General features: G+C 72.5%; 23 protein-coding genes. 18 read left to right on the top strand and 5 right to left on the bottom strand.

Translation table 11 applies throughout. The features are described from left to right. Positions 1 to 87: 87 nt before the first annotated feature. From ACFYMM_RS40375 to ACFYMM_RS40345, 7 genes are all read left to right on the top strand, one after another. Positions 88 to 2,127, top strand: coding sequence for a condensation domain-containing protein (locus ACFYMM_RS40375; RefSeq protein ID WP_388396800.1), 2,040 nt, complete (start codon positions 88 to 90; stop codon positions 2,125 to 2,127). 404 nt (positions 2,128 to 2,531) lie between these two features. Beyond that, positions 2,532 to 2,777, top strand: coding sequence for an acyl-CoA carboxylase subunit epsilon (locus ACFYMM_RS40370; protein WP_388396797.1), 246 nt, complete (start codon positions 2,532 to 2,534; stop codon positions 2,775 to 2,777). Positions 2,778 to 2,941: 164 nt separating this feature from the next. Next, positions 2,942 to 3,787: a BTAD domain-containing putative transcriptional regulator gene (locus ACFYMM_RS40365; protein ID WP_388396794.1), complete on the top strand. Its 846-nt coding sequence runs from the start codon at positions 2,942 to 2,944 to the stop codon at positions 3,785 to 3,787. 188 nt (positions 3,788 to 3,975) lie between these two features. Then, a complete protein-coding gene (locus tag ACFYMM_RS40360) occupies positions 3,976 to 4,662 on the top strand; it encodes a phosphopantetheine-binding protein (RefSeq protein WP_388396791.1) in 687 nt (228 codons plus the stop codon). A 22-nt stretch (positions 4,663 to 4,684) separates the two neighbouring features. After that, positions 4,685 to 6,490, top strand: a complete 1,806-nt coding sequence (locus ACFYMM_RS40355) for a polyketide synthase (protein ID WP_388396789.1) — start codon at positions 4,685 to 4,687, stop codon at positions 6,488 to 6,490. Then, positions 6,487 to 7,320 (top strand): 4'-phosphopantetheinyl transferase family protein, encoded by an 834-nt coding sequence (locus ACFYMM_RS40350; RefSeq protein ID WP_388396786.1) that lies wholly within the window; start codon positions 6,487 to 6,489, stop codon positions 7,318 to 7,320. The genes ACFYMM_RS40355 and ACFYMM_RS40350 overlap by 4 nt, the downstream gene beginning before the upstream one ends. A gap of 160 nt (positions 7,321 to 7,480) precedes the next feature. Beyond that, a complete protein-coding gene (locus ACFYMM_RS40345; protein ID WP_388396783.1) occupies positions 7,481 to 8,302 on the top strand; it encodes a BTAD domain-containing putative transcriptional regulator in 822 nt (273 codons plus the stop codon). 373 nt (positions 8,303 to 8,675) lie between these two features. On the opposite strand, the gene ACFYMM_RS40340 is transcribed toward ACFYMM_RS40345, so the two are convergent. After that, entirely contained in the window at positions 8,676 to 9,419 is a 744-nt protein-coding gene (locus ACFYMM_RS40340) for a thioesterase II family protein (protein WP_388396873.1), read from the bottom strand. Between the two features lie 362 nt (positions 9,420 to 9,781). On the opposite strand from ACFYMM_RS40340, the gene ACFYMM_RS40335 reads away from it, so the two are divergent. From ACFYMM_RS40335 to ACFYMM_RS40315, 5 genes are all read left to right on the top strand, one after another. Next, on the top strand, positions 9,782 to 10,009 hold the full coding sequence (locus ACFYMM_RS40335; RefSeq protein ID WP_388396780.1) for a hypothetical protein: 228 nt from the start codon (positions 9,782 to 9,784) through the stop codon (positions 10,007 to 10,009). A 197-nt stretch (positions 10,010 to 10,206) separates the two neighbouring features. Next, positions 10,207 to 11,043: a metallophosphoesterase family protein gene (locus tag ACFYMM_RS40330; RefSeq protein WP_388396777.1), complete on the top strand. Its 837-nt coding sequence runs from the start codon at positions 10,207 to 10,209 to the stop codon at positions 11,041 to 11,043. 117 nt (positions 11,044 to 11,160) lie between these two features. Next, complete coding sequence (locus ACFYMM_RS40325) at positions 11,161 to 11,457, top strand: hypothetical protein (protein ID WP_388396775.1); 297 nt, start codon at positions 11,161 to 11,163, stop codon at positions 11,455 to 11,457. 119 nt (positions 11,458 to 11,576) lie between these two features. Next, entirely contained in the window at positions 11,577 to 12,323 is a 747-nt protein-coding gene (locus ACFYMM_RS40320; protein WP_388396773.1) for a response regulator transcription factor, read from the top strand. Positions 12,324 to 12,666: 343 nt separating this feature from the next. Next, positions 12,667 to 13,881 carry a helix-turn-helix domain-containing protein gene (locus ACFYMM_RS40315; protein WP_388396770.1) on the top strand — a complete coding sequence of 405 codons (1,215 nt, stop codon included), beginning with the start codon at positions 12,667 to 12,669 and terminating at the stop codon, positions 13,879 to 13,881. Between the two features lie 277 nt (positions 13,882 to 14,158). Here the strand turns inward: ACFYMM_RS40315 and ACFYMM_RS40310 are convergent, their stop codons facing one another. Beyond that, on the bottom strand, positions 14,159 to 14,572 hold the full coding sequence (locus ACFYMM_RS40310) for a hypothetical protein (RefSeq protein ID WP_388396767.1): 414 nt from the start codon (positions 14,570 to 14,572) through the stop codon (positions 14,159 to 14,161). 260 nt (positions 14,573 to 14,832) lie between these two features. Between ACFYMM_RS40310 and ACFYMM_RS40305 the strand changes: the two genes are divergently transcribed. From ACFYMM_RS40305 to ACFYMM_RS40295, 3 genes are all read left to right on the top strand, one after another. Beyond that, positions 14,833 to 16,038, top strand: coding sequence for an aminotransferase class V-fold PLP-dependent enzyme (locus ACFYMM_RS40305; RefSeq protein WP_388396764.1), 1,206 nt, complete (start codon positions 14,833 to 14,835; stop codon positions 16,036 to 16,038). 90 nt (positions 16,039 to 16,128) lie between these two features. Next, a complete protein-coding gene (gene tpg, locus ACFYMM_RS40300) occupies positions 16,129 to 16,683 on the top strand; it encodes a telomere-protecting terminal protein Tpg (protein WP_388396762.1) in 555 nt (184 codons plus the stop codon). Positions 16,684 to 16,744: 61 nt separating this feature from the next. After that, positions 16,745 to 17,077: a glyoxalase superfamily protein gene (locus tag ACFYMM_RS40295; protein ID WP_388396759.1), complete on the top strand. Its 333-nt coding sequence runs from the start codon at positions 16,745 to 16,747 to the stop codon at positions 17,075 to 17,077. A gap of 24 nt (positions 17,078 to 17,101) precedes the next feature. On the opposite strand, the gene ACFYMM_RS40290 is transcribed toward ACFYMM_RS40295, so the two are convergent. Both ACFYMM_RS40290 and ACFYMM_RS40285 read right to left on the bottom strand, forming a co-directional pair. Further along, positions 17,102 to 17,590, bottom strand: coding sequence for a carboxymuconolactone decarboxylase family protein (locus tag ACFYMM_RS40290; protein WP_388396757.1), 489 nt, complete (start codon positions 17,588 to 17,590; stop codon positions 17,102 to 17,104). Positions 17,591 to 17,732: 142 nt separating this feature from the next. Continuing rightward, the gene (locus ACFYMM_RS40285) at positions 17,733 to 18,842 is read right to left on the bottom strand and encodes a ferritin-like protein (RefSeq protein ID WP_388396754.1); all 1,110 of its coding nucleotides are present in this window, start codon (positions 18,840 to 18,842) and stop codon (positions 17,733 to 17,735) included. Positions 18,843 to 19,251: 409 nt separating this feature from the next. On the opposite strand from ACFYMM_RS40285, the gene ACFYMM_RS40280 reads away from it, so the two are divergent. After that, positions 19,252 to 20,073: a BTAD domain-containing putative transcriptional regulator gene (locus ACFYMM_RS40280; RefSeq protein ID WP_388396752.1), complete on the top strand. Its 822-nt coding sequence runs from the start codon at positions 19,252 to 19,254 to the stop codon at positions 20,071 to 20,073. Positions 20,074 to 20,459: 386 nt separating this feature from the next. Further along, positions 20,460 to 21,686, top strand: a complete 1,227-nt coding sequence (locus tag ACFYMM_RS40275) for a helix-turn-helix domain-containing protein (protein ID WP_388396749.1) — start codon at positions 20,460 to 20,462, stop codon at positions 21,684 to 21,686. A 54-nt stretch (positions 21,687 to 21,740) separates the two neighbouring features. Here the strand turns inward: ACFYMM_RS40275 and ACFYMM_RS40270 are convergent, their stop codons facing one another. Further along, a complete protein-coding gene (locus ACFYMM_RS40270) occupies positions 21,741 to 21,866 on the bottom strand; it encodes a hypothetical protein (RefSeq protein WP_388396746.1) in 126 nt (41 codons plus the stop codon). Positions 21,867 to 22,142: 276 nt separating this feature from the next. On the opposite strand from ACFYMM_RS40270, the gene ACFYMM_RS40265 reads away from it, so the two are divergent. Continuing rightward, positions 22,143 to 22,333 (top strand): hypothetical protein (locus tag ACFYMM_RS40265; RefSeq protein WP_388396743.1); only part of this gene is annotated, 191 nt, incomplete at its 3' end.

Here is a 22,333-nt window from a genome sequence, read left to right as displayed (position 1 = left end):
GGGACGACATCGAGACGCACAGGTGAGAAGGGGGGCAGGGGGCCGCGTCCCCGCCGTGGCGGTGGATCAGGGCGCCCGGGACAGTGGATGAGCAGCCATCACTCGGTGTCGGGCACCGTCCTGTGCGCGATCCACCGGACATGCGGAACGAACCCGGCCTCCCCCGAGGTGTTCGAACTGCGCGGACCGCTGACCCCGGCCCAGGCCGAACGGGTCGCCGCCCGAGTCGTCGAACGCCACCGCTCTTTCTCGGTCGCCCTCGACAGCCATGCCGGCGGCCACCACACCCTCACCCTCGTCCCGCACGACACCGGGAACGGTCCGGCCCATCCGCCGCCGGAACTCCTCGCCGACCTGCTGGTCATGCCGGCCGGGGCGGAGACGGTGCCACTGAGCGGAGCCCAGCGCGGGCTGGTGCGCGAGGCCGCCCAACGGCAGCGCGACCGGGGCCGGCACGTCGAGCAGCTGACCTGGAAGTGGGACGGCCCGCTGGACACCGCCCGGTTCGTCGACGCCTGGCAGTCGGTGGTCGACCGTGAGTCCGTGCTGCGCGCCTCCTTCGACTGGGTCGCCGGGCCGCGCCTGGTGCTGCACGAGCGGGCCGCCGTCGATGTCGTACGGCACTCCCGGACCGCCCTGTCCTGGAACGACGTGGTCGAACGCGACCGGCTGCAGGGGTTCGAGCTGCACCGTGCCGGGCTGCTGCGGCTGACGCTGCTCGACGACGTGCCCGGGACCGCCGCCGGGCCGTCCACCCAGGTGCTGCTGACCTACCATCGCGCGCTCCTCGACGAGCGGGCCGTCCATGTGCTGCTGCGCGAGTTCTACCGCGCCTACCTCGCGGGCGGGGCGCTGCCGGGCGGCGAACGGCGGCCCGACGTGCGCGACCACGCCCGCTGGCTGGCCCGGCAGAGCACCGACGCGGCCCAGATGTTCTGGCTGCGTGCCGCACCGCCCCGGGGCGCCGCGCTCAGCCCCGGGCGGCCCGGCGCACCCACCGGACAGAGCGGCTCCGCGCAGGTGCGGCGCCGGCTCAGGTCCGCGCAGACCCTGCGGCTGCGGTCGTGGGCGGCCGGCTGGGGCGCGGGCGAGAGCAGCGCGCTGCACATGGTGTGGGCGCTGCTGCTGCACCGGGCCACCGGCGCGACCGGGCCGGTCCAGGTGAGCTTCGGGGTCTACATGTCCGGGCGGGACATCGCCCTGCCCGGCGCGGCGGACGCGCCCGGGCTGCTGGGGGGCTCGCTGCCGCTGACCGTCACCGTCGATCCCGAGGCGCCGGCCGGCGCGCTGGTACGGCAGGTGCGGGACGCGGTGCTCGACATGGCCGCCTATCCGTGGGTGTCGGACGAGTTGGTCCGGGAGTGGAACGACGGGGGTGGTGACGGTGTCCCGGACGGCCGGCCGATGGAGACCACGCTCGTCTTCGACAGCCGGCCCGAACTGCCGTCCGCCGTGCGCGGTCAGCTGGAGGTCGAGGGCATCCGGGTCGACGTACCGCACCTCGTGGGCGGTGACACGAGTCTTGCGGTGACGCTCGTCGCCCGCCACGAACCCGACGGCGGCCTCGCCCTCACCGCGCTCTACGACCGCGAGGTGCTGAGCGACGCCGACGCCACGCAGGCGTTGTCGCAGTGCGTACGGCTGCTGTGCGCACTCGCGGACTTCCCCGACACGCACACCACCGTCGGGCAGGTGCTGCGGGTGCTGGACGACTCCGAGGTGCCAAGTGCCGCCCCGCGCCCCGCCGTCACCGGCCGGCCCGCGCTGGCGACGCTGCGGCTCGGTGAGCCCGGCGCGGACGTCATCTGCCTGGTCGCCGAGGAGGGCGTGGTGCCCGGCGCCCACGACGAGTTCGTACGCCGCTACGACGGCCCGGAACGTGTGGTGGAGTTGCGCTGCCAGGGCGCTCCGCGCGCGTTGCCGGCCGTTCTGGTGGAGTCGTCGGCCGACGGCGGCCGGCTGCTGCTGTGCGGCTGCGGGCCCGGCGCCATGACGGCGTACGAGATCGCGCGCACCGTGGCCGGCGGGGAGGAGGCGATCGTGGTCATGACCGGGGTCGGCGGGGCCGGGGAGAGCGCGGAGGCCTTGGTGGCGGGGCTGCGGTCCGTGCTGGCAGGACGGTCGTAGGGGGCCTGCGCATCTGCCTCGTCCGGGCACGTGGGCGGGCGGGGCGTTGGGCCGGGCTATTACGCCGTAATAGCCGCTGGGGCCGCCGGGCCGGGGCTATTACGGCGTAATAGGGGCGTGGGTGGCGTCAGTGGCCGGTCAGTCGGGTGTCAGCCCCTGCTGGCAGAGTTCTACTTGTGAACGGCACGGGAGACCGGGCCGGACACGGGGAGAGGTGCCCGGAGTGGTTGATCGGGGACCGGAGCTCAGCTCAGGGTCGGGCCTTTCGGGGCCCACGCAGGTTCGAATCCTGCCCTCTCCGCCTCTGTGATGTCTCAGGACATCATGTTCGTAGGGATCAGTGGCATCCGAGCGTTCCTTTAGCGCCTTGGCGAACCGTGGCCAGGTAGCCGGAGGAGGCCGTCATGAGCGATGCGGAGATCGCCGAGCGTCCCGGGGAGACCGTGGACGCGGAATTCACCGTGCGGGTCGAGCGGGGGCGGGCGAGCGCCGAGGAACTGGCCGCTCTCACCGTCGTGTTGCTCGGCCTGCAGGCACGCACCGGATCGCGGGACGCGAAGTCGCGGCGGAGCGGCTCGTGGTGGTGGGGGCGCCCGGCGGCGTACCAGGCACCGACCAGCTGGCAGTACCCCTCGCCCGACGGAGCATGAGGTGGTCTTTTTCGGGGGCGTTCAGGGGTGATTTGTGTGACCGTTATGTAGATTTACGGGTGAAAAATCTGTTAAGGGAGTCGAGTTGGGGCTTTGACAAACCGTCTGTGCTGTTTTTTAATCGTGGAGCCTAGTGCCGCGAAACAGCAGGGGAGGCGGACGACGTGGACATCGACGTTCTGGGTGCGCTGGACGTGCGGGAGAACGGGGTCTCGATCACCCCTACGGCGCGCAAGCCCCGTCAGGTGCTGGCCTTGCTGGCGCTGCACGCGGATCAGGTGGTGCCCCTCGCCGTGTTCGTCGAGGAGCTGTGGGCGGGCAGGCCGCCGCGCAGCGCGCGGACGACGTTGCAGACGTACGTCCTTCAGCTGCGCGACCTCATCGCCACCGCGCTGCTCAAGGACCCGGAGGGCATGCCGGCACGCACTCCCAAGGACGTACTGGTGACCGCGCCCGGCGGCTACATGCTGGTCAGCGGCGACGGAGTCAGTGACGTCCGGGAGTTCGAGCGGCTCGCCGGTACCGGCTACCGGGCCATGGACGCCGGGGACTTCCCCGCCGCCGCCCGCGCACTGCGCGAGGCCCTCGACCTGTGGACCGGCACCGCCTTCGCCGGAGTGCAGCCCGGGATGCAGCTGGAGATGGAGGTCAAGCGGCTCGAGGAGAGCCGGCTGTGCGCCCTCGACCAGCGCATCGAGGCCGACCTCAGGCTCGGCCGCCACCGCGAGCTGCTGGCCGAACTGACCGTGCTGTCCAGCCGGTACCGGACCCACGAGAACCTGCACGCCCAGTTCATGATCGCGCTCTACCGTTCCGGCCGGCGCGGTGAGGCGATGGACGTCTACCGCCGCCTGCGCACCACCCTCGTGCAGGAGCTGGGCCTGGAGCCCTCCACGCGACTGAGCCGGCTGCACAAGTCCCTGCTGGCGGCCACCGCCGACGGCACGTCCGCGGCCGCCCGGGGAGTGGGGATCGCGCTGGACGACGAGGACCTCGTCAGGGCCGGCTGACCGCGTCCGTGCCGGGCGCGGAACCGGACGCCTCTCATTCTTTGTGCTGAGACCGTCCCTCCCGCCTCCCTCGCGCGAGCCAGCGCGGGCCCCCGGCCTTCACCTCGTACGGCGATGCGAGTGAATGGCTGACAATCGCACACTTCCGGTACGTACGACAGTTCGGTACCGGAATGGGGGATACCGCGATGACCAGCGGCGTACGCACACCAGGGCAGCACGTCCTACCGGCCGCCGAGGCAGAGGTGCTCGCCGGATTCCAGGCGGTGCTGGCCGAAATGCTGAAGCTCGAGCCCGAGGCCGTCGACCCCGAACAGCCCTTCAGGGCATTCGGTTTCGACTCCATGCTGACGGTCGCCTTCGTCGCCGCGCTCAACAGCCGCTACGGCCTCGGTCTCAGCCCCGCCGTCCTGCTGGAGCACCCCACCCTCGGTGCGCTCGCCCGGCACGTGAGCGGGGAGACGGGCCCACCGCGTCCCGAGCGGGCGACGGACACCCGGCCCGCCGCCGCGCCCGCGCCCGTGATCGAGGAACTGCGGCGACAGCTCGCCGGGCTCCTGCACCAGGCGCCCGAGCGCATCGACGCCGAGGCGGCCTTCGCCGCGCTGGGCCTCGACTCCCTGCTCGCCGCCGAGTTCCTCGCCGGCGTCAACCACACCTACGCACTGGCCGAAGACGCCTCCGTGCTCCACGATCACCCCAGCCTCGCCGCCCTGGCCGCCCACGTCGCCTCCCTCGCCTCCCCCGCTTTCCGCGCCTCCTCCGCGTCACCCGAGCCGCCGGCCCCCGTGGACCTGGAGGCCCTGCTCGACGCCGTACGCGAGGACGTGCTGAGCGTCGACGAGGCAGTGGCGCTGCTGGCGGCCCGCGCCTGACACAGGACGGACGCACAGCCGCATGGACAACAGGGAGATACTCACCCGCTACAAGGCCGGCACCCTCGACCGGCGGCACGCGATCGCACTGCTGCGGGGGGCCCTGCGTGAGGCACCCCGGACACGGCCGGAGCCGCAGACGCGGCAGGAGCGGGCGGTGGAGGCGGTCCGGCCGGCCGGACCGGTCCGGCTGCCCGTGCCGCGCGGACGCAGCGGCGACGAACCGGCGGTCGCGCAGGACGGCTACGCCGTCATCGGCCTCGCCGGACGCTACCCGCAGGCCCAGGACCTCGACGCGTTCTGGCTCGGCGTGCTCCAGGCCCGGGACACCTCCTGCGTCCCGCCCGAGCGGCGCGCCACCGCGGACGGAGACGGCCGGGGGCACTTCCTGGAGGACGCCGACGCGTTCGACCCCGAGTTCTTCGGGCTGACCGGCGAACAGGCCGCCCTGATGGACCCCCAGGAGAGGCTCTTCCTGGAGGTCGCCTGGGAGACCCTGGAACGCGCCGGCTACACCGGTGTGCGCCTGGAGACCCTGACCGCCGCCGACGGCGAGCCCCGCAGCGTCGGCGTCTACGCGGCCATCAGCTCCGCCGACTACGCCGTGCTGGCCGCCGACGGCGGCGCCGGGCAGCTCACCGGCGGACACTGGCGGCTGCCCAACCGGCTGTCGGCGCTGCTGGACCTGCGCGGCCCCAGCCACACCGTGGACACCGCCGAGTCCTCCTTCCTCGCCGCCGTCCACCAGGCGCTGGCCGCGCTGCGGTCCGGGGAGTGCGCGGCAGCCCTGGTCGGCGCCGTCGACCTGCGGCTGCACCCGGCCCGGCAGGCGCCCGGCGGGGGCGAGGCGGTGGGCGCGATGCTGCTCAAGCCGCTCGGCGCGGCACGTGCCGACGGGGACACCGTGCACGCCGTCATCCGCTCCAGCGCCGTCGTCCACCAGGGCCTCGGCGACATCTCCACGGCCGAGGACCGGCTCGCCCGCACGGCCCGCGCCACCACCGGCATCGACCTCGCCGAGATCACCCTGTGGGAGACCCCGCACTCCGTGAGCCGCTGCGTCGGGGACGCGGGCGCCGCCACCGGGGTCGCCGCGCTCACCCGGACCGTACTGCAACTGCGCCACCACACCCTGGCACCCGAGCAGCCGGGCGCCCGCCCCGTGCCCTGGACCCCGCGCGACGCCAACGGCGCGCCCCTGCCGCGCCGCGCCTCGGTCACCGTGCACGGACGCGGCGGGGTCTGCGGGCAGGTCGTGGTCGAGGACTACGAGGAGCGGGACTTCCCGGAGTTCGAGGAGCGCGGTCCGCGCCGGCGACCGCTCGGCGGTGCGGAGGAACTGGTGCTGCTGTCCGCGCCGACCCCCCAGCACCTGGTGGCCACCGCCCGGCGCCTCGCCCTGTGGGCGGGGGCACTGCACGAGGCGCGGCGGGAGCGGCCGACGCTCGCCGAGGTGGCCGCGGAACTGCGGGCGGGGCGCCGCGCCCAGGACTGCCGGCTCGCCGTGACCGTACAAGACGCAGCCCAACTCGCCGCCGTGCTGAAGGAGTTCGCCCGCCAGGCGGGGGAGGGGCCAACCGGTGTACGCGGCGTCGACCTGCGCACGCGCACGGCCGAGGTGCCGCTCGTCGACGAACTGCCCGAGACCCGCGACTACCTGAGCGCCCTGTGGCGGGCGCGCCGGCACGAGCAGCTCACCCGGCTGTGGCTGGCCGGCGTCGACATCACCGCCGTGGCCCGGCCGCCGGGGCGGGTGGTGGCCCTGCCCTCCACCGCGCTGATCCGCCGGCCGCTGTGGTACGGCGACACCCCGGAGCGTGTCCGGTGAGCGGGGGCGCCGCACGGGCCGAGGCGCCGGTCAAGCTCTGGCTGTGCGCCAACGAGGACCTGCCGCCGGAGATCGCCGGGGTGCTCGCCGCCAACTGGCTGGACGGACAGGAGAAGGAGGCGGCGAGCCGGTTCATGTTCGAACGCGACCGGCGGCAGTACACGGTGGCGCACACCCTGGTACGCCGGGCGCTGGCGATGGAGGCCGGCCTGGTCGAACCCGAACTGGTCATCTGGCGCTCACCGCGCGGCAGACCCTTCCTGCAGTACCCGGAGGGCGGTCTGCCACGCGGCGGGCAGCAGCTCGACTTCAACCTCTCGCACGCCGGCGGCTACAACCTGCTGGGCGTCGTACGGCGCCAGCGCATCGGCGTCGACATCGAGCGGCTCGACCGCGAGGCGCAGTCCCTGGACACCATCGCGCACACCTTCACGCTCGAGGAGCAGGCATGGATCGGGCGGGCCCGCGGGAGCGGTGCCCGGCAGCGGCGGGTGCTGCGCCTGTGGACGCTGAAAGAGGCCTACACCAAGGCGCGCGGGCTCGGCCTGGGGCTTCCCTTCGACTCCTTCGCCTTCATCCTCGACGCGGACCGGGGCGTGCTCGACTTCCGGCCGCCCGAGGACGACGCGACGGGGCGGTGGAGCTTCCTGGAGCTGGAGCCGGTGCCCGACGTGCTGGTCGCCGTGGCGGTCCAGGCCGACGAGGGCCGGCCGCCCGTGCTCCAGCTGCACCACGGCTTTCCCTGGACGCGTTCCGCGCCGCTGGCCGTGGCGCTGCCCGAACCGGTGGGAGAAGAACGGGACGAAGAGGACGAGTTGCTCGTCTCGTAGGCATGATCGAAAACCTGCACAAATCATCGAATGTGGAAGTCCGCTACAGCACCGCTGGAGAAAAGCGCTCAGGGGGCAAGGGCCCGGCTAGCTTGCTTTTCGTCACAGGTTTCTGGCCACGAGAGGTGGCGCGAAGCGGACGAACAACGGGGAGGGTCGCGTGAGGATTCAGCTTCTGGGACCGTTGAACGCCGAGGTCGACGGAGGGTCGATAGTTCCCACGGCCAGCAAGCCGCGGCAGATCCTGGCGCTGCTCGCGCTGTATCCCGGCCGGGTGGTGCCGGTCGCGACCCTGATGGAGGAGATCTGGGCTTCGGACCCGCCGCAGAGCGCGCTCACCACACTGCAGACGTACATCCTGCAGCTGCGCCGGCGGCTCGGCACCGCGATGGGGACCGGGGCGCAGCACGGCGCCAAGGACGTACTCGCCACCCGGCACGGCGGGTACCTGCTGCAGATCCCGGACGACGCGGTCGACGTGAACGGGTACGAGACGCTGGCCCGCCAGGGCCAGGCCGCGTTCGAGGCCGGTGACAACGAGGTGGCGGCGGACCGGTTCAAGACCGCGCTGGGGCTGTGGCGGGGGCGGACGCTCGTCGACGTACGGCTCGGGCCGGTGCTCGAGATCGAGGCGATGCGCCTGGAGGAGAGCCGCCTGGTCACCGTGGAGCGGCGGATCGACGCCGACCTGCGGCTGGGGCGGCACGCCGAGGTCATCGCCGAGCTGATGGACCTGACGGCACGCCATCCGCAGCACGAGGGGCTGCACTCCCAGGTGATGGTGGCCCTCTACCGTTCCGGGCGCCAGAGTTCCGCGCTCGACGTCTACCGCAGACTGCGCGGCAGACTCATCGAGGACCTGGGCGTCGAGCCGTCGCCGCAGCTGCAGCGGCTGCACCAGGCGATGCTCTCCGTCGACCCGCTGCTGGACGTGCTGGCGGGACCGCGACGGACGTCGACGTTCGACCTGTTCCCGGCCTGAGGCCGAGGCAGGGGAGACGGCGGGCACAGGGGCTGGGGCTGCGGCTGGCGGGGGTTGCAGCGCCACCAGGGGGACACGGGCGGGATGGGATGAGGCGACTCCCATCCCGCTTGGTCATGGCGGGCCCGCGGCCGCCCGACGTGCGCGGATCCCGGGGCGTCCTGACGGGTGGGAGGACGTCTCGGGATCCGCGGGCCACGAGCCGGGGCTGAGGGGGTGTGCCCGGCCGGGGATTCATCATGACTCGCGGTGGTGGGGTGTGGCTTGAGCCGACACCCCGACACCCCGACACCCCGCCGTGTCCGCCGTGTCCGCCGTGTCCGCCGCGTCCGCCGCGTCCGCCGCGTCCGGCGCGACCGGCTCGGACGTCCGGTCAGTCGAGACGGGCGGCGATCGCCCTCGCCACCCCGCCGGTGTGCTCCAGCAGGTAGAAGTGGCCGCCGGAGAAGGTCTCCAGGGCGAAGGACCCGGTGGTGTGCTCCTCCCAGGCGGCGGCCTCCTCGGGGGTCACCTGGGGGTCCTGGTCGCCGGCCAGGGCGAGGACCGGGCAGTCGAGCGTGGTACCGGGGGTGCACCGGTAGGTCTCCGCCGCCCGGTAGTCCGCACGGATCATGGGCATCAGCATGCGCATCAGCTCCGGGTCGGACAGCAGCTGCCGGTCCGTGCCGCCGAGCCCGACGAGGTGCTCGAGCAGCTGGCCGTCGGTCATCAGGTGCACCCGCCCCTCCCGCATCCGCGAGGGCGCGCGTCGGGCGGAGACGACGAGCGTGTGCAGGGCCGAGCCGCGGGCCTGGAGCCGGGCGGCGACCTCGAAGGCGACCGAGGCGCCCAGACTGTGTCCGAAGAAGGTGACCGGCCGGTCCAGCCACGGCCGCAGTTGCTCGGCCAGCGCGTCCGCCAGCTCCGCGACGCTGGTCAGGCAGGGTTCGGTGTGCCGGTCCTGCCGCCCGGGGTACTGGATCGCGAGAACCTCCGCCTTGGGCGCCAGGGCCCGGGAGAGCGGCAGGTAGAAGGTGGCGGCGCCGCCCGCGTGCGGAAAGCAGACCACGCGGTGGGGGGCCTCCGGTACCGGCCGGAAGCGGCGGATCCACGCGTTGGTCTCGACCGGTGTCTGCATGCTCACGTCGGGTTCCCCGTCTCCATGGCTCGGACTCATCGTGGATCGCGCGGGTCCGGCCGGACGGAAACCGCCGACCAGCGACCCGTATGCATGGTGGCAAACGACCCTGATGGCATACCAGTTCGACAGACTCGACAGGGCGTGCGCCCGAAGGCGCACCGTCGTGCGGCTCAGCGGCTCAGCGGCTCAGCGGCAGCAGCGGCTCCAGCGGCAGCAGCGGCTCCAGCGGCTGTCGAGTGTCGGTGGAGCGTACCGGGGCACGCTCCCGGAGGCAGTCCGCCCGCGCGCCGCTCCGCCGAAGGACATCCGTTGACTTTCTCTCCGCCTAAAGGCGGGGGTACCCACGAAGGAGTGCCCTGATGAAGCGCTCCGCCGCGGTCGCGGGCACCCTCGCCGCGGCGGCCGTCTTCCTCCTCACCGGCGCGGGCGCGGCCCGCGGCAGCAGGGCCGACGGCGTCACCCCGGCCGGACTGCTCGTGTACGGCGTCGAGGCCGCCGAGCACCCGCACTGGCCCGACCCCGCCCTCCCGCTGCCTCCCGCGCTGCGGCACACGGCCGACGCGCTGCTGTCCGCGCTCGTGCGATGAACGGTGCGGTGAGCGGTGCGACGAACCGCGCGCTGATCCCGAGGCACCCTCGCGGACCGCTCGAACCACCCTTGAACCCGGCTCGCCGGCAGAGTCCCACCGGAGCACATATCACCAGGTCGGCGGGCTGTCTCGAACCCGCCCCGGCCACGGGCCACGACTTCTCCGCGACGACCTTCGCGTCTTAGGGTCGGCTCATGCCGGACTGGGAGCACCCGACACTCTGGGCCGTGAGCGACCTGCATGTCGCGTTCCCGGACAACCGGACGATCGTGGAGGAGATGCGACCGCGCTCGGACGCCGACTGGCTCGTCGTCGCCGGCGACTGCGGCGAGATGTCCGAGGACATCGAGTGGGTCCTCGCGCTGCTCAGCGACCGCTACGCCAAAGTGCTCTGGGCCCCGGGCAACCACGAACTGTGGACGCCGCGGGACGACCCGGTCCAGCTGCGCGGCACCGAGCGCTACCACTACCTGGTGGACATGTGCCGCGCCCTCGGCGTCCTCACCCCCGAGGACCCCTACCCGACCTGGCACGGCCCCGGCGGCCCGGTCGCCGTGGCCCCCCTCTTTCTCCTGTACGACTACACCTTCCGCGCCCCCGACACACGCACCAAGCAGCAGTCCCTGGACCGGGCCTACGAATCCGGGGTGGTGTGCAGCGACGAGTTCATGCTGCACCCCGACCCCTACCCCACCCGCGACGCCTGGTGCCGCGACCGGGTGAAGGAGACCGAGTCCCGGCTCACCGGACTCGACCCCGGGCTGCCTCTCGTCCTGGCCAACCACTATCCGCTGGTACGCCACCCGACCCGGATCCTGCACCACCCCGAGTTCGCCCAGTGGTGCGGCACCGAACTGACCGCCGACTGGCACATCCGTTTCCCCGTGCGGGCCATGGTCTACGGCCATCTGCACATCCCGCGCACCACCTGGTACGACGGCGTGCGCTTCGAGGAGGTCTCGGTGGGCTACCCACGCGAGTGGCGCCGCCCCGGCCACCCCGGCGTCGGCCCCCGCCAGATCCTGCCCTAGGTGTACTGCCCGGGGCCTGCCGCCGTGGCCCGACGGCTGCACCGCCGCTCCAACGCTCCTCCACCCGCGCCCCGCAGGCTCGTGCCACCCATTGCCGTGAGGAAGGCAGGCCCGGACATGGCTGTGACGATGCACGACTCCCTGAGCGGGACGCTCTCCCGTCTCCTGTCCGACCGCGCCGTCCAGGAACGCAACAAGGAACTCGCCCGCGCCCTGGTCGCCACCGGTCACCCGGAGCCGGAGTACGAGCTGGTCCTCGCCGAGGGGGACCGCGTCACCCTGCGTGCCACTGTGACCCACGACGGCTCCCCGCGCGGCCTCATCGCCGAGATCCGCTTCGACACGCGGGGCGAGGTGACCGAGTACCACGACTTCCTGGTGCCCGTGCGCACCGTCCCGTCCCCGGCGGGGTAACGGCCGTACGGCCACGGCCCGAGAGCCGGCCGGGGAGCGCTCGTGACCCGCTGGAGGCGGATCGGAACGGCCGTGCGCCGGTACTACGGTGGCTGTCGCCCAGCGTGAGGAGGACGGCCATGGACGAGCGACAGGCGACCCTGCGCGTGCTCCCCTCCCTGCCCTCCCTGCCCTCTCCACCCGCTCCGCCCTTCCCGTCCGCCGTCGCCGCCCCCGCGTCCGACGAGGACCCGACGGCGCCGGTACGGGTCCTCGTGGTGGGGGACGACCCACTGGCCCGGGTCGGCATCCGCAGCCTTCTGGAGAACCACAGCGGCATCCGGATCGCGGGCGAGGCCGCACCCGACGTCCGCTTCCCCGGCGCCCTGCGCACCCTGCGCCCCCACGTCCTGGTCGTGCACGGCTCACTCACCGCCGACCAGCGCGAACTCGTCGACCGCGAGGCCGGTGACGCCGTCGGCGTACTGGTCCTCGGCGGCCCGGTCGCAGGAGCGGGCCCGAGCCCGGACGCCGGCCGCTGGACGGTGACCCGCGGACAGCTGCCGACCAGCGCCACCCCGGCCCAGGTCGCCTCCGCCGTCGTCCTCACCGCCGCCGGCTACACCCTCGTACCCGGCGCCCCGCACACCGCCCCGGCCGCCCCCCGCGTCTCCTCGGTGCACCCGGACCGGTTGACCGACCGCGAGTGCGAGGTGCTCGAACTCATCGCCCGCGGTCTGACCAACGCGGAGATCGCGACCTCCCTCACGGTCTCCGAACACACCGTCAAGTCGCACGTGCAGAACCTGCTGCACAAGCTGCGCCTGCGCAACCGGGTGCACGCCGCCATCTACGCGTTCGAGGCGGGCATACGGCAGTTCGGCTGAGGCGACCCCGGCCGGCGCGGCCCCCTTCGCAGTCGCGGCCACCCGATGTCGTCGTCTGTCTCCAGCCGGGGCGCGAGCACCGAGCGATTCACCGAGTGGTTCATCGACGAACTCCCCTGTCAGAACGGACAATTGGCATGGTCGATCGAGATCCTGGCCTGAACCGCACGAGAAACGCTCAAGGTGTGCCAGAGCCCGGCGAGAGCGCTGCCGGAGAGCCGCACACAGCACCTGGCAAAGGTTTGCCGGGGTGTTGCCGGGAGTCCTACTCTCGAACGTCAACCGATACCGAAAGCCGCCCCCACAGCGCCTCACCGCGCCCCAGAGACCCAGGGATTGGCCCATGCTGCGACAGCCCGCGTTCGGTCGCCGTCTGAAAAAGCTCCGCCTGGCCCGTGGCCTGTCCCAGACCGCGCTGGCCGGCGACGGCATGTCCACGGGATACCTCTCCCGGCTGGAGTCCGGCGCCCGCCAGCCCACCGAACGCGCCGTCGGCTACCTCGCCGAACGGCTCGGCCTGGACGTGGCCGACTTCGAGGAGCCCGCGGGAGGTTCCCTCGCCCACGCCCTCACCCTGGCCGCCTCCACCGGCTCCGACACGGCCGTCGAGACCCTGCGCGAGGCCTACGACGCCGAGGCCCACGAGTCGCCCGTACTGCGCTGGCAGGCACTGTGGCTGCTGGCCAGGTCCCGCCGGCTCCAGGGCGACCACCACGCCGAGCGCGCGCACCTGGAGGAACTGGTCCGGCTCGGCGACGAGGTCGCGCTGCCCGAACTGCGGGTGCGTGGGCTGACCCGGCTGGCCCGCTGCCTGCGCTCCCTCGGTGAGATCCCGGCCGCCCTGGAGGCGGCGACGGCCGCCCACCACCTGGCGGGCGAGGCGACACTCGGCGTGGAGGACCGGGCCGGGGTGCTGCTCGCCCTGGTGTCGGTGGAGACCGAGGCCGGCCGGCTGCCGGACGCGCGCGCCCACGCCGACGAACTCACCGCCCTCGTCGACGGCAGGTCCGACACCCTGTGGGCCGAGGCCCTGTGGACCGCGGCCGCCGTACGCATGCGCCAGGGCGACTACACCGGCGCCGAACACTGCCTGGAACAGGCCCTGGAGGACTTCTCCAGCGGCGAGGACCTGACCCTGTGGGTCCGGCTGCGGCTGGCCGGCGGCCGACTGCACCTGCAGAAGGTCCCGGCCGAACCCAAGGCCGCCGAGCGCTGCATCGACGAGGCCGAACCGGCGCTCGCCTACGTCGGCACCGAGGCCCTCCGCCAGGAGCTGACCGCCCTCAAGGCGGACCTCGCCTTCATCGCCGGCCGCTACGACGACGCCCGTGCCCACCTCGGCGAACTGGCCCGCGACGAACTCCTGATGACCTACCGCGAACGCACCCGTCTGGACATCCTCCGCCACCAGCTGCGCGTCCTTGAGGGTGACGAGAGCGGCATCACGGGTCTGCGCACCCTGGCCGAGCAGGCCCAGCAGGACGCCAACATCGACCTCGCCGCCGAGATCTGGCGGATCCTGGCGGAGGCCCTGTCCCAGCTCCGCCCGGCCTCCTGACCCTCCCGGCTCTCACACCCCCGGCTCTCACACCCCCGACGCCACCACCCTCGACACCACACCGCGCGAAGGGCCGCCGCTCCGGACTCGGCCAGGGGTCTCGTCGGTCCTTCAGGTGGTGAGGTCGGCCGCCTCGCTCGACTCCCGGTAGATCAGCGGGACTTCACGGTCAGGGCTCTGCCGCCCTGTTCGCCGGTGGCCTACGACGACCGAAGCCCCCGCTGTGGCCCAGGTGGGCCGGCGGGGGCTTCTCGGTGCTGCGGGCGTACGCGACCTGTCAGACGGCGGCGACGGTCGGCCAGCCGATGGAGGGGTCGCCGGTGGCGACCGCCGCGGTGTGCGCGGTCGTGGTGGGCCAGCCGATGCCGTCACTGGCGACGACGGCGGTACCGGCCTTGGGCCAGTCGATGCCGGGGGCGTCGGTGGCGACCGCGGTCGTGGTGGGCCAGCCGATGCCGTCACTGGCGACCACCGCGGTACCGGCCTTCGGCCAGCCGATGCCGTCGTCGGCGACTACGGCGGTGGGGGCCTTGGGCCAGCCGATGGAGGGGTCGTCGGCGGCGACCGCGCGGGTGGTCGCCGGGGCGGTCGGCCAGCCGATGTTCTCGGCGGCGGAGCTGGCACCCGCGGTGGTGAGCGCGGCGGCGATGGCGGCGGTGGTGATGACCAGGGCGCGAACGAGAACCTTCATGACCGACTCCTCTGTGACAAGTTTTGCGTTCCGTGTTGGCAACCTTCTGCCAAGAAGATTGGCAGCGCTGACTCGGGATTTGCTCGGGATGTGCTCAATTTCTGCTCGAATCTGGCAACCTGCTGGCAATGAACGGCAACAGGTTTGCCTCACCTAGAGCCTCGCTGGAACTCGTATTGCCAAATCCCATTCTCTGTAGGCAATCTGTTGCCAAGCAGTTTGGCAAAACGCTGGCACAGTCGACAGGGAGGCCCCGGGAAATGAACGCGCCGACGTACCACCGCGCAGCGACGGTCCACCTGAACACGGCCGGCCTCGGCCGCATGTCCGCCTCCGCACGGGCGGTCCTCACCGAGTGCGTACGCCTCGACGACCACTACGGCGCCCACGAACTCGAAGAGCGGGTCGAGAGCGTCGTACACACCGAGATCCACCAGCGCCTGGGCGACCTGCTCAACGCCCCGTCGGGCAGCACCGAGTTGTTCACCACGGGAGCGGCTGCGTACGACGCCTACGTCTCGCGCCTCCCGCTGGACCGGCACCACCGGGTCTGGACGACTCCCTACGAGAGCGCCGCCCACCTCGGCACCCTGCACGCCCTGCGCGAGCGCACCGGCTGCCGGATCGAGGTCGTGCCCCTGCGCCCCGACGGCGACCTGGACCTGGACTGGATGGCCGAGCACATCGACGACGACGTGGCCCTCGTCTCCGTGGCGCACGTCCCCGCGACCCGGGGCATCGTGGCCCCCGTCGAGGAGATCGGCCGCCTCCTCGCCCCGCACCGCTGCCTGTACGCCGTCGACGCCGCCTACTCCGTGGGACAGCTCCCCGTGGATGTCCGGCGCATCGGCTGCCGGCTGCTGACCGGCGACGCCTGGCGCTTCCTGCGCGGCCCGCGCTCCGTCGGCTTCGCCTACGCCGACCCGCACCTGCGCTCCGAGCAGGCCGAGGCCGACCGCGCCGAGGCCGACCTGGTGCGCGCCGTCGCCGACCTGGGCCTGGGCGAGTTCGCCTCCGACGGCTTCACCCCGGCCCCCGCCGCCCCCGCCACCGCCGCCGTGGCCGCGTTCAACGAATCCCTGGCCCAGCACGCCCGGACCGTACCGGCCGCCCGCGAGGACCTGCTGTCCGCCCTGCGCGCCGCGGTCGAGGCCGTCGAGGGCATCGAACTCCTGACCCCCGGCCGGGCGCAGTCGGCCGTCCTCGCCTTCCACCACCCGGACCTGCCCTCCGCCCTGATCCGGCGCAGGCTCGCGGCCCGTGGCGTGGCGGTGTGGAAGACGGTGGCCCAGGAGACGCCGCTGCTCGCGGACCCCCTCGGCCCGGCCACGGCCCTGCGCGTCTCGGTCCACCACGACAACGCACCCGAGGACATCACCCGGTTCGCCGAGGCCCTGCGCGAGGTCGTACGGGAGGAACGCGCCCGCCCGGCCCGCCCGGTGGGACACCGCCTCCACGTCGTCTGAGACCGGGACCACGGGCCGAGCGGCCCGGACGGGTAACGTCTGCCCCGACAGGCGGGACCGGCGGGATCAGGAAAGAGCGGGACGGGCGCGATGGTCGATATCGGGGACACTCTCGACGAGGCCGTCGCCGGGCACTTCACGCGCCCGCTGCCGAAGTCGGCGCAGGCCCAGATGCGTTTCCTGGTACGGCAGCTCAAGAGCACCCGGGCGGTGGCCGACCTGCTGGGCATCTCGCAGCGGACGGTCGAGCGTTACGTCAAGGGCCAGCTCAAGCGCCCCCGCCCCGACCTCGCCGCCCGGCTGACGGCCGAGGCCCGCAGACGCTGGCAGCCGCGGGTGCGGGAGCGGGCACGGCAACGGGCGGCCACCACGGACGGCATCTTCGTGTCGACCCGGGCCCGCTTCGGCTTCACCGCCGCCCCGGGCACCACCGACGACCCCCGCGTCCGCCACGTCAACCAGGCCCTGCCACCCGAGTACGCGGCCCGCCTCTTCGCGGCCCAGGACGCCGGCGCCACCGAGCAGCAACTGCGGACCATCCTGGCCGAGGGGCTGGGCGAGATGTACTTCCGTGACGCGGGCCGCCGCGCCCAGGGCCTGTCGGTGGAGTTCACGGACCTGGAGCAGCTGGAACTGGACTTCTGACGCCCCTGCCGCCGCGTCGAACGAGGTCCGCCCCGCCGGAAGGTCTGCGACGATGAGCCGCATGGACGAGGAAGCGATTCCCATTCTCCGCGTCGCGGACGCCGCGGCGGCGTCCGCCTGGTACGAGCGACTGGGCTTCACCCAGCAGTGGGAGCACCGCTTCGAACCGGGGCTTCCCGCGTTCGTCGAGGTCGCCCGGGGCGGGGTGCGGTTGTTCCTGTCGGAGCACCAGGGCGACGCCCGCCCCGACACGCTGGTCTACCTGCGCGTGCGGGACGTCGACGCCGTCGCCTCCGAGTTCGGTGTGCGGGCCAGGGACCTCCCGTGGGCGCGGGAGGTCGAGCTGCGCGACCCGGACGGCAACCGGCTGCGGATCGGCACGCCGAGCGGGTGACACCGGGCGCCGCCGGGGGACAGGTCAGTCCCACTGCTCGTCCGCCAGGGAGCCGACCGGCTGCGGCTTGCCGATGACGGCGAGGGCGACGTAGAAGTTGATCTGGCCGATGGCGATGGTCAGGGTGGCCAGTGCCTTCTCGTCGTAGTGCCTGGCCGCTTCGGCGTACAGCTCGTCGGGGACGCGCTCCTTGCCGTGCGGTGCGGGCTGGAGGGTGGCCTCCAGCAGGGCCAGGGCGGCGCGCTCGGCGTCGGTGAAGCACAGGGCGTCCATCCAGGAGGAGACGGCGGTGATGCGCTCCTCGGACTCCCCGGCCTTGCGCAGGAAACCGGTGTTCAGAACCGTCAGATAGGTGTTGCCGACGATCTGGCCGGCCCGCAGGTGGATGAGGTTCATGGTGGTGCGGGGCACGGAGCGGTTGCCGGTGGCCCGGAAGAGGGCGGCGCTGACGTCGTTCAGCTCCGGCACGAACTCGGCCGGGTTGGGCATCCGGGACAGGGAGGTGTTCGTCATGGCTGCGGTCCTTCGCTTCGGCCTGGCTGGTGTCTGGCTGGTGTCTTCACAGCACTGACGGACCGGCGCGTGCGAATGTGACCGGGGACCGGAAAAACTTTTTCCGGTCCGTTCTCCTCCGGTCCGCTCTCCTCCGGTCAGCTCAGAACGGGCGGAACTCGGGGCCGTAGGTGCCCCGGCCGTGGGGGATGGGGGTCTCCATCAGTTCCACGGCGGGATGTTCCAGCCCCCGCATGGTGTGGACGGCAGCGTTCAGGGCGCGTTGGCCGCCGCCGGCCCAGGCGTCGTCGAGGCCGTGCAGCAGCGCGTGGTAGGTGGCGTCGAAGCGGTCCAGGAGCTGCCGGACCCTGGCCGGCGGGTTGGTCCAGCCGCCGGGCGGGACCGGGGCCATCGGGCGTGCCCGGGGGAAGGGGACGGGTGCGCCGGTGTACTCCCAGCTGCCGTCGTCGGCCTCGCGCAGCTCCCGGCCGTGGTAGATCTCGCCGAACGCGTAGTAGTGGGCCGGGAAGTCGTCGTCCAGGGGTTCGGCCGGGGAGTCGGCGGTGCCCTCGCCCTGCTCCCTGATGATCTCGATGGCGCGCTCGACGTCGTCGGGCGACTGGACGGGCTCCAGCAGGTCGGGGCCGATCTGCGAGGACAGCTGTCCCCTCACCGACAGTTCCGGCGCCACCGTCCGGAACGCCTTCGCCAGGTCGCCGTAGAAGAGACCGACGCTGGGGGAGGCGTTCGCGCCACGGACCGACTGCGCTTCGGGGGCCTCGATCGCCATCATCACGTCGTGCACGAAGGACCTGGTGAGGCCCGACAGGTACACGGTCACCCCGGCCCGGACGCCGCCGGGAAGCGGGCCCGGGTAGGGGTGTGCGGCCTGCTTGATCCTCGGCCGGCCGCCCACGGCCACGAGCAGGTTGCAGACGATGCCCATGTGGTACATCTCGTCGCCGACGATCCGCCGGATCAGCCGCGCGGCCTCGCTGCCACGGTCCTCGATGGACCACCAGCCGCACAGGTAGGGCGGGATGGTGGCGAGTTCGAGTGCCACGGCCACCTGGAGGGCCGACCTGAGCCACTCGACGCCGCGACCGTCCTCGGGCACGGCCAGCAGACGCGCCACGGAACCGAGGGCGGGCGCGGCGAGCGCCCCACTCGCCGGCTGCGCTGCGGCCTGCGCCGCCTGTGCCGCCGCCTGTGCCGCCGCTTGTGTTGCCGCCTGTGCGGGACCGGAGGCGGCGACCGGTGCGCCGGCCGCCAAGGCGGCCGATGCCAGGAAACTCCTGCGCTTGAGCGGGGCAACCGTCGGAATCCCCGGATTTTCCCTCGTACCAGTCACGTTCGCCTCAGCTCATGGCCATGGCCCCGCCTCGGTTCGAGACACCCGGGACCCCTCGACAGCTCGCGAAGCTAGCAGCCATCACCGCCGTACCCGGGGCATACGGGCCCGGGCGGCGCGCGCACCACCCTGTCAGTCCAATAGTGGGCAAAGCGGGCGAGGCGGGGTGAAGTCGCGGGCGCCCTTTACAACACCCCACTTGGAGTGCCGCTAGAGCCCCACTACAGAAAAACGCCCGGGGGCGGGGACACGGCCTAGCGTGCGGAGCGGCGCAGATTTCTGGCCAACGAATGGAACTGGGCGAGGAACTCGACGAAGTGGGGAGGACACCATGAAGATTCAGGTTCTGGGTCCGTTGAGTGCCGAGGTCAACGGGGGATCGATCGTTCCGACGGCTGGTAAGCCGCGGCAGGTTCTGTCGCTGCTGGCGCTGTATCCGGGGCGGGTCATGCCGGTTCCGACGCTGATGGAGGAACTCTGGGGGACCGAACCCCCGGCGAGCGCGCTGACGACCCTGCAGACCTACATTCTCCAACTGCGCAGACGGCTCGGTACGGCCATGGGGCCGGGCGTGCCGACCGGGGCGAAGGACGTCCTCGTCACGCGGCACGGCGGATACCTGCTGCAGACCGACAGAAGCTGTGTCGACGTGCACCAGTACGAGGAACTGGTCCGGCAGGGACAGGCGGCCTTCGAGGAGAGGGACGACAAGGTGTCCGCGGCGCGGTTCCGCGCGGCACTCGATCTGTGGACCGGCGCTCCGCTGGTCGACGTGAAACTCGGACCGGTCCTCGACATCGAGGTGATGCGGCTGCAGGAGAGCAGGCTGGTCACCCTGGAACGGCGCATCGACGCCGACCTGCGGCTCGGCCGGCACGCGGAGCTGATCGCCGAACTGACCGAGCTGACCGCCCGCCATCCGCACCACGAGGGACTGCACTCGCAGGTCATGGTGGCGATGTACCGGTCGGGCCGGCAGGCCACCGCGCTCGAGGTCTATCGCCGGCTGCGCATGCGGCTCATCGACGAACTGGGCGTGGAACCCTCGCCGCAGTTGCAGCGCATGCACCAGGCCATGCTGGCCGTCGATCCACAGCTGGACGTGCTGGCGGGGTCCCGCCACTCCTCGACGTTCGACCTGTTCGCCGCGTGACGCAGGGCCCCCTGCAGGGCCGGCCAGTCGATGTCGTCGTCGGAGGATGTGCCGCGCATCGGACCTGGTCGCCCCCGGCGGCCCTCGAGGGCGGGAACCGGCTGCTTCAACTACGCCTCCCGTGGCATGGAACGGGAGCGGCTCCCGTGACCTATGGCGGGCTGGTGCGCAGGCACTGCCACTGACGCTGGAGATGGTGCCCGGCACCGGTAAAGGACCGCTCGAGGAACGCATGAGGGCCACGTGAGGTTCGCACGAGGTTCATGGCGCGGCGGCTGGCAAAACATTGCCCCGGCTCTTGCCCCGCCCCTACGCTCGTTGCGGCTTCGGTGGCCGCCCGTCCCGCCGTGGCCGCCCCCACTCGTCCGGCCCCAGGGAATGATCACATGCTGCAGCAGCCCGCTTTCGGTGGTCGTCTGAGGAAACTGCGCCAGTCCCGTGGGCTGTCCCAGACCGCGCTGGCGGGGGACGGCATGTCCACGGGATACCTCTCCCGGCTGGAGTCCGGCGCCCGCCAGCCCACCGAACGGGCCGTCGCCTACCTCGCCGAACGGCTCGGTCTGGACGTGGCCGACTTCGAGGAGCCCGCGGGAGGTTCGCTCGCCAACGCGCTGTCGCTGGTCGCCTCCACCGGCTCCGAGACGGCCATGGAGACGCTCCGCGAGGCCCTGGGTGCCGAGGGCCACGAGGCGCCGGTGCTGCGCTGGCAGGCGCTGTGGCAACTGGCCCAGCAGCGCCGGCTCCAGGGCGACCACCGGGGCGAACGGGAGTACCTGGAGGAGCTGGTGCGGCTCGGCGACGGCGTCGGGCTGACCGCGCTGCGGGTGCGCGGGCTGACCCGGCTCGCCCGCTGCCTGCGCTCGCTGGGCGACATCAACGACGCCCTCGACGCCGCGCTGACCGCCCACCACCTCGCCCGCGAGGACGACCTGGACGTGGAGGACCGCGCGGCCGTGCTGCTGGCCCTGATCTCGGTGGAGGGCGAGGGGGGCCGGACCCCGGACGCCCGGACGCACGCCGACGAGTTGGTCGAGCTGGTCGCGGGCCGGTCGGACGCACTGTGGGCGGAGGCGCTGTGGACCGCGGCGGTGGTCCGCGTCCGCCAGGGCGATCACACCGCCGCGCAGGTCTACCTGGAGGAGACGCTGGAGAAGTTCGCCAGCAGGGAGGACCTGGTGCTGTGGCTCAGGCTCAGGCTCACGGCCGGCCGGCTGCACCTGGAGAAGTCGCCGCCGGACCCCGAGGCCGCCGAGCGCTGCGTCACCGCGGCCGAGTCGGCGCTCGCGTTCGTCGGCACACCCGGACTCCTCCAGCAGCTCATCGCGCTCAAGGCCGACCTCGCCTTCGTCACCGCCCGGTACGACGATGCCCGCGCCCTGCTCGGCGAACTCGCCCGGGCCGAGAACCGGATGACGTACCGGGAGCGCGTGCAGATGGACATCCTGCGCCACCAGTTGTGCATCCGCTCCGGCGACGACAGCGGAATCCGTGGGCTGCGGGCCCTCGCCGAGCAGGCCCAGGCCGACGCGAACATCGACCTCGCCGCGCAGATCTGGCGCATCCTCGCCGAGTCCCTCGCCCCGTCCGCCACGGGCTCGGGCACCGCGGTGTGACGGCACGGCGGTCCGCGGGGGCGCCACGGGGGCGGGCGGCTGCCCGGGCGCGGATCAGAGGGCGGCGGCCGTCGGCCAGTCGACGGGACCGGCGGCCGGCCAGTCGACGCGGGCGGCGGTGGTGGCCGGCCAGTCGACGGTCGGGCCGGCGGCGGTGGTGGTGGCGGCGATGCGGTTCATGGCGGGCTCCTCGGCGGTCGTTCGGCGTGTGCTTCTTGGCAACCTCTTGCCAAGAAGATTGACAAACAGATCTCGTGAATAGCTGAGGAACGAGTCGATTTCTGCTCAATGTTGCCAACGAAAATGACCGAGCTTGGCAATCACCGGTGGAAGAGCCTTGCGCGAGTGGCCCTCTAACGGCCGTTACTAGCCTCGGGCCCAGGTGGACGCACTATCCGGTGCCGCCGCGAGACTCGTCACGGACCGACAGGAGCCGACCTACGTATGTCTGTGGAAATGACCGCGCTGCCCGAGACGGGGACGGCGCCCGTGAAGGACGTACGGCGTCTGGACCGGGTGATCATTCGGTTCGCGGGGGATTCCGGTGACGGGATGCAGCTCACCGGGGATCGTTTCACTTCGGAGACGGCGAGTTTCGGTAATGATCTGTCGACTCTGCCGAACTTCCCGGCCGAGATCCGGGCGCC

This window comes from Streptomyces sp. NPDC006739, assembly GCF_042869815.1.
In the GTDB taxonomy this organism is placed as follows: domain Bacteria; phylum Actinomycetota; class Actinomycetes; order Streptomycetales; family Streptomycetaceae; genus Streptomyces.
Note: the sequence above shows the minus strand (reverse complement) of the source record. Positions and strands in the feature narration are given on the sequence as shown.

Bases quoted from the DNA above. Each gene is read 5' to 3' on its own strand.
- ACFYMM_RS40360 (WP_388396791.1), top strand. From the start codon at position 3,976: ATGACCAGCGGCGTACGCACACCAGGGCAGCACGTCCTACCGGCCGCC.
- tpg (WP_388396762.1), top strand. From the start codon at position 16,129: ATGGTCGATATCGGGGACACTCTCGACGAGGCCGTCGCCGGGCACTTC.
- ACFYMM_RS40320 (WP_388396773.1), top strand. From the start codon at position 11,577: ATGGACGAGCGACAGGCGACCCTGCGCGTGCTCCCCTCCCTGCCCTCC.
- ACFYMM_RS40375 (WP_388396800.1), top strand. From the start codon at position 88: ATGAGCAGCCATCACTCGGTGTCGGGCACCGTCCTGTGCGCGATCCAC.
- ACFYMM_RS40305 (WP_388396764.1), top strand. From the start codon at position 14,833: ATGAACGCGCCGACGTACCACCGCGCAGCGACGGTCCACCTGAACACG.
- ACFYMM_RS40340 (WP_388396873.1), bottom strand. From the start codon at position 9,419: ATGCAGACACCGGTCGAGACCAACGCGTGGATCCGCCGCTTCCGGCCG.
- ACFYMM_RS40315 (WP_388396770.1), top strand. From the start codon at position 12,667: ATGCTGCGACAGCCCGCGTTCGGTCGCCGTCTGAAAAAGCTCCGCCTG.
- ACFYMM_RS40330 (WP_388396777.1), top strand. From the start codon at position 10,207: ATGCCGGACTGGGAGCACCCGACACTCTGGGCCGTGAGCGACCTGCAT.
- ACFYMM_RS40355 (WP_388396789.1), top strand. From the start codon at position 4,685: ATGGACAACAGGGAGATACTCACCCGCTACAAGGCCGGCACCCTCGAC.
- ACFYMM_RS40310 (WP_388396767.1), bottom strand. From the start codon at position 14,572: ATGAAGGTTCTCGTTCGCGCCCTGGTCATCACCACCGCCGCCATCGCC.
- ACFYMM_RS40295 (WP_388396759.1), top strand. From the start codon at position 16,745: ATGGACGAGGAAGCGATTCCCATTCTCCGCGTCGCGGACGCCGCGGCG.
- ACFYMM_RS40335 (WP_388396780.1), top strand. From the start codon at position 9,782: ATGAAGCGCTCCGCCGCGGTCGCGGGCACCCTCGCCGCGGCGGCCGTC.
- ACFYMM_RS40325 (WP_388396775.1), top strand. From the start codon at position 11,161: ATGGCTGTGACGATGCACGACTCCCTGAGCGGGACGCTCTCCCGTCTC.
- ACFYMM_RS40290 (WP_388396757.1), bottom strand. From the start codon at position 17,590: ATGACGAACACCTCCCTGTCCCGGATGCCCAACCCGGCCGAGTTCGTG.
- ACFYMM_RS40275 (WP_388396749.1), top strand. From the start codon at position 20,460: ATGCTGCAGCAGCCCGCTTTCGGTGGTCGTCTGAGGAAACTGCGCCAG.
- ACFYMM_RS40270 (WP_388396746.1), bottom strand. From the start codon at position 21,866: ATGAACCGCATCGCCGCCACCACCACCGCCGCCGGCCCGACCGTCGAC.
- ACFYMM_RS40370 (WP_388396797.1), top strand. From the start codon at position 2,532: ATGAGCGATGCGGAGATCGCCGAGCGTCCCGGGGAGACCGTGGACGCG.
- ACFYMM_RS40280 (WP_388396752.1), top strand. From the start codon at position 19,252: ATGAAGATTCAGGTTCTGGGTCCGTTGAGTGCCGAGGTCAACGGGGGA.